This window comes from uncultured Nostoc sp. (genome assembly GCF_964245575.1).
Lineage (GTDB): Bacteria > Cyanobacteriota > Cyanobacteriia > Cyanobacteriales > Nostocaceae > Nostoc.
This window is the reverse complement of the sequence record NZ_CAXTNP010000415.1, coordinates 1-4,904: the sequence shown is the minus strand read 5'-3', so window position 1 is coordinate 4,904 and position 4,904 is coordinate 1. Positions and strand designations below refer to the sequence as shown.

The 4,904-nt window shown below is 39.6% G+C and carries 4 protein-coding genes; 3 read left to right on the top strand and 1 reads right to left on the bottom strand.

The window, feature by feature from the left end:
* The coding region (locus ACFFAP_RS35830; RefSeq protein ID WP_375515666.1) for a serine/threonine protein kinase at positions 1 to 916 on the bottom strand (916 nt) is incomplete at its 3' end.
* A 402-nt stretch (positions 917 to 1,318) separates the two neighbouring features.
* On the opposite strand from ACFFAP_RS35830, the gene ACFFAP_RS35825 reads away from it, so the two are divergent.
* The 3 genes from ACFFAP_RS35825 to ACFFAP_RS35815 form a co-directional block, all read left to right on the top strand.
* The gene (locus tag ACFFAP_RS35825) at positions 1,319 to 2,830 is read left to right on the top strand and encodes an NB-ARC domain-containing protein (RefSeq protein ID WP_375515665.1); all 1,512 of its coding nucleotides are present in this window, start codon (positions 1,319 to 1,321) and stop codon (positions 2,828 to 2,830) included.
* 545 nt (positions 2,831 to 3,375) lie between these two features.
* Positions 3,376 to 3,729 carry a hypothetical protein gene (locus ACFFAP_RS35820; protein WP_375515664.1) on the top strand — a complete coding sequence of 118 codons (354 nt, stop codon included), beginning with the start codon at positions 3,376 to 3,378 and terminating at the stop codon, positions 3,727 to 3,729.
* On the top strand, positions 3,726 to 4,904 hold a 1,179-nt coding region (locus ACFFAP_RS35815; RefSeq protein ID WP_375515663.1), incomplete at its 3' end, for a DUF3854 domain-containing protein. The genes ACFFAP_RS35820 and ACFFAP_RS35815, both read left to right, overlap by 4 nt.

The window sequence follows — 4,904 nt, the reverse complement described above, 5'->3', positions numbered from 1 at the left end:
TAGTCTGCGGACGCTTCCCTGGTAAAGGAGCCATCAACTCATCAATAAAATCAGCGAAGGGTTTGTCAATCTGTGGCGCATCTTTTCTCCAAAGCAAGTTCCCTGTTTTTGTATCTTTAGACAAATCAATAGGTGGAGTAGCAGTGACTAAATGTACAAAAGTCCGGCCTAAAGCAAAAAAATCTGACTGTGGGACTGCCCGCCCTTCAATTTGTTCTAGTGAAGTGTAACCAGGCGTGACTACAGACGTAATTTCATATCGTCCTCCCCTGCCCGTATTAGTTCCTCCACTTCCACTAATTTTTGCTAAATAGGTATCAGTCACCCGTCGCGCCACTCCAAAATCAATTAATGATAGTTGCCCATTTGGCTGAAGAATTATATTAGAAGGTTTAATGTCTCGATGAAAAAAATTGGAGCGGTGTACATCATGAAGAATTTCAATTAATTGTCTGAACCATTCCAATGCTAAAGATTGTGAAATTCTCCCATTAAATTCTATCCACTGCTCCAGGTTCTGTCCCTCGACCTTATCGATAACTAAACAACGCAGTGTCAGTTGAGTATCATTAGGAACAAAAGTGAAAAAATCATCTAAGGTACTTTTAGGGATTCTTGGATGATGAATTAGCTGTAAAGTTAGAGCTTCTTGCTCAATTAACTCAACCATCTTAGGCGAGCCCCATCTCAGAACTTTCATAATTCGCTGCTCACGCACAGGATTCCAGTGAGTACCAGCGTCCTCTACTTCAAAAACTTCCATATAAGTGAACAATTCTTGAGTAAGCGCTCTCAACGGCTTAATTAAGCGGATGCGGTCATTAATCAGCAGTGAAGTGCCACAAGAGAGACAGTTTTCAATATTGTCGGGATTTTGACGTTGATCGCAAAGGGGATTAATACAGTAACATAACATATTTAAAAAAATTATATCAATGCAGTTGACAATGGTTACTAGGCATTAATCAACTAAACATCACCTATTTTAAATCTAAGTTTTATTGCTCTAATACTGTACTAAAAAGACTATTACAGTAAATGTTGCTCAATATTCAGCATTTACTTTGTATATTATATAACTATTTTTTTCTAAACCGTGAGTAGAACAATCCCATTGATTTAATAGAAAATAAACTATTTGATGCATTTATAGTTTTAAGTAACCTATTAGATATTTGTATGTTAATTTCGTCAAATCAAGCAACTATAAGCACAAAAAGCTAGTATTATTAAGTCTAATCTAACACACCTCTACCATTAACTATAATTAAACGCCCCTTGGGAGGACTTTACTAAACCGACAGGATAAAGTACAGATATGGATTTCAGTGCGGAGCAAGGACTAAGGTTTTCAGAAATTTCCCCCTCTTCCCCTGTTATAACAGCAGAGGAGCTTCCAGAGCAAAGAATTTCAGAAACAGTAACTTTTGAAGAAGCTTTGATCGTAGTGAATAATCTAGTGTTTGCAAAAAGGGGTAAACCCCTATCTGATGCAGAGATTAGAATTATGAGAGGAGGGTGGGATAACAGTGAGTTCGTGGAGATAGCAGAGAACTCCCCGTATAGTGCTAATTATTTGCAACGGCGTTTAGCTCCTCAGTTATGGGATCTACTCTCTGAAACTATTGGAAATGAAGAACGGGTGGGAAAGAGGAACCTACGATATTTCTTAGAACAAGCCACCAAAAAATATTCTGTTCCATTTGGACTAAACAAAGAGCAAGTACTTCCTCCTAATGACTTTGTACAAGGCATTCGAGGCGAATTACCTGACTTATCTAATTTTTATGGACGGACACAGGAACTAATCCATTTAAAAGAATTAATAATAAAGCAACGCTGTGTATCATTAATAGGTGTGGCGGGAGTTGGTAAAAGTGCATTAGCAGCAAAACTGTTAACAGAGCTTAGTATAGAGTCTCCATCTGATTTTGATTGTTTAATTTGGAAATCAGTTGCCTATGCACCGAAAGTTCAGGACTTAGTAGCCGAACTAATGCAACTAATCCAACCTTCAGAAACATCCTTAAGCTTGCCAGAAATCACTCAGACAATGATTACAAAACTGGTTAAGCAATTAAAATCGCGCAGATGTTTGCTGGTATTAGACGAATTTGATGCATTATTCCAGAAAAATAACTTCGAGCAGAGGCTAGATTACAGAATATTCTTTCGTCGCTTGGTAGAAGAACAACATCAAAGCCGCTTACTGTTAACTAGTAGAGTTTTACCTGATGAATTTGATAGTCTATTAAGTGCTAAACGGCACATCCAGTGGGTTAGAATTGAAGGGTTAGACGCAGATACCGCAATGCATTTTTTGGCTACTCAAGGATTGACTGATACGCAAAAATGCAGCGAGTTAATCAACACCTATCGTGGTAATCCTTTAGAACTTAAAACAGTAGCGGATCGAATTAACCACTTTTTTAGTGGTAGTACAAAAGTATTCTTCCAACACAAAACTACATTTTTTAGCAATGAGCTTCAAGCAATGCTTGATGAAGCATTTGGTCAAGTATTGAATGAGACTCAGAAGCAAATTATGATTTATTTAGCAGATAAAGTAGCTTCAGATTTTAAACCTATTAAATTCGTTGAAATAATCAACGATCTAAATCAGAAACACCAAGCATTAGTATCAACTTCAGAATTAATAAATGCATTGGAAAAACTGGAAAGACAATCGTTGATTGAAACTAATAAAGACCCATTTACAAAAGAAATCAGTTTTACTCTTCAACCAGTAATAAAAAAATATATCATGAAAGATCCGCAAGGATTAGTACGTATATCCCATGCTTTCCCAAAATTAGCAAATGCGTCTTGAACAAAAGCTTTTACCGCAGGGTAATCTACCCTACATAGAGTGTCACCAAACCTCTGATTACCCCTAACTAAAACAATCGTTAATAAATATGGAGGTCTAAAAGTAAAAATCAAAACGACGCTATTACACCAGACGACCAAAAGTTCTGTAATATAAAAACGAACAGGAAATGGAGGAAGATATACAACAGCACCAAAAATTTAAAGGACAAAGAGTCATTAATTAGTGACGCTTTGCCCAGTACCAAAAACAGAATAATTTCAGAGAGGGGTTATCTCACGAGAACCGAAGCAGTGGTATGGAAAGTTTGGCGGCTTTTATCCACTGACGGTCAGAAGAGATTAAATCCACGCTGCTTCTCATATTATACGAGAAGCCACACGAAACGCACCAGTTTTATGTGGCATTTTTGGCTGTTGAAATTTCTCAAAGGGGCAAGATATTAAGTTTGATTAAGAAAAAACCCGAATTTCGTAGTTAAAAATCCTTAGCAGCGCAACAACCCCCTCTGAAACTTGTAAACCGAGTTATCAGGGGAAAATATTGTGATAAATAAAGAACGCTCCAAGAGCGCAGTAGTGGAGCGCATGGGGTCGAGTGCAGCTTTCGCATGGCAACTTTGTGCTGTAGCGTCGGGTAATTTCAGGAATATCCTTGCTAGAGCAAGAGCTTTGCAGCTTCAAAGTTGGCTGTATTTAAACGAAGGCAACATGAACATCGCTGGACTGACAGTTGTAATAAAGAGCGACTTAGGGAATGGTTGTCAGTTGCTGCTGATTTCTCTAGAGCATACTTTGCTTTTGGGCATAGTGTTGGCGAGTGGGAAAAGTTTCAGCACCGATATTACTTTAAGATTAAACCCATCTCTCCCCAAGGAATTGCAAGGGGAGAGCCGATGAACGCAGCGACAATTGAATACCCGAACAATCTCACGGCTGCGGAATACCATGAGTTGTTAGCTGGTAGCGCCATTCATCCGGCGTTGATTAAGCGCAACTTTTTCCATGTAGAGGGAGAATCAGTTTATGATTTCCTGTTCATATCTGATCAAATCCCACGTAAGAATGCGGGTCGGGTAACAGATGGATACATAAAAATGTATCAGCACCTATTACTAGGTGGGACGTGGATTCAGTCACTTGACCCATTCAAAAACTGGCAACCGATGGAATGGGGAAGAATTAAGCCCAACTTCCCGCGCTTTGATTGGGAAAAAGGCAAGCCAGTAAAATACGAGTCACCGCCCAAAACTCCCAACCGCGTTACCTACTTTGATGTCGCTAACCCCATATGGGACAAAGTTGCAAAGCGTTATTTAATTAAGCGCTATCATTCACTTTTAAGATTGCGCTTACTGGATAAACTCAATCCACTAATATTTTGGGAGTGGGTAAAGCAGCATCCAGAGATTCCGATTATCTTATGCGAGGGTGAGAAGAAAGCCGCTTGCTTGCTGAGTCTAGGGTTTGTAGCGATCGCACTTCCGGGAATTTGGAACGGGCGCGTGGGCAAACAAGATTTTGATGAACGGTTGCATCCTGACTTAGTACCAATGACTCAGGCTCTTCGCAAGTTCATAATTCTTTTTGACTACGAAACAAAAGCTAAAACCAGGTGGTCGGTGTTTCAAGCCACTGTTCGCACTGCAAAAGCAATTGAGTCTGCTGGTTGCTTTTGTGAAGTCGCATTACTGCCGGGGCCAGAAAAAGGCGTTGATGATTTTGTAGTTGGTCGCGGTGTTGATGTGAAGCTCGCCGGACAGAGTACTCTGCCCGGCAGACTTCACGCCAATGCCCTGCTAACTGCAATTATAGATGATGCCAAATCACTCAAAGATTACCAACGCTCGTATCGGGCTAAAAAATGGGGACTAAGTAAATACAAACCAGATGTCACAGTCAATATTAAATATTTGACCCAAGCACTCTGCATTCCTGACTTATCAGAAAAATGTTCATCTGTCCCAGCTCTTTATGATCTGGCAGAAGAAAAATTGTTTACCCCCTGTGTTAAAGGAGTAGAGGAGCAGGGGAGTAGGGGAGCAGAGGAGAATTTTTGTATAAATTCTTTCCCC

What these genes read in the sequence shown, in the direction of transcription:
- ACFFAP_RS35825 (WP_375515665.1), top strand. Translation starts at nt 1,319, where the DNA reads ATGGATTTCAGTGCGGAGCAAGGACTAAGGTTTTCAGAAATTTCCCCC.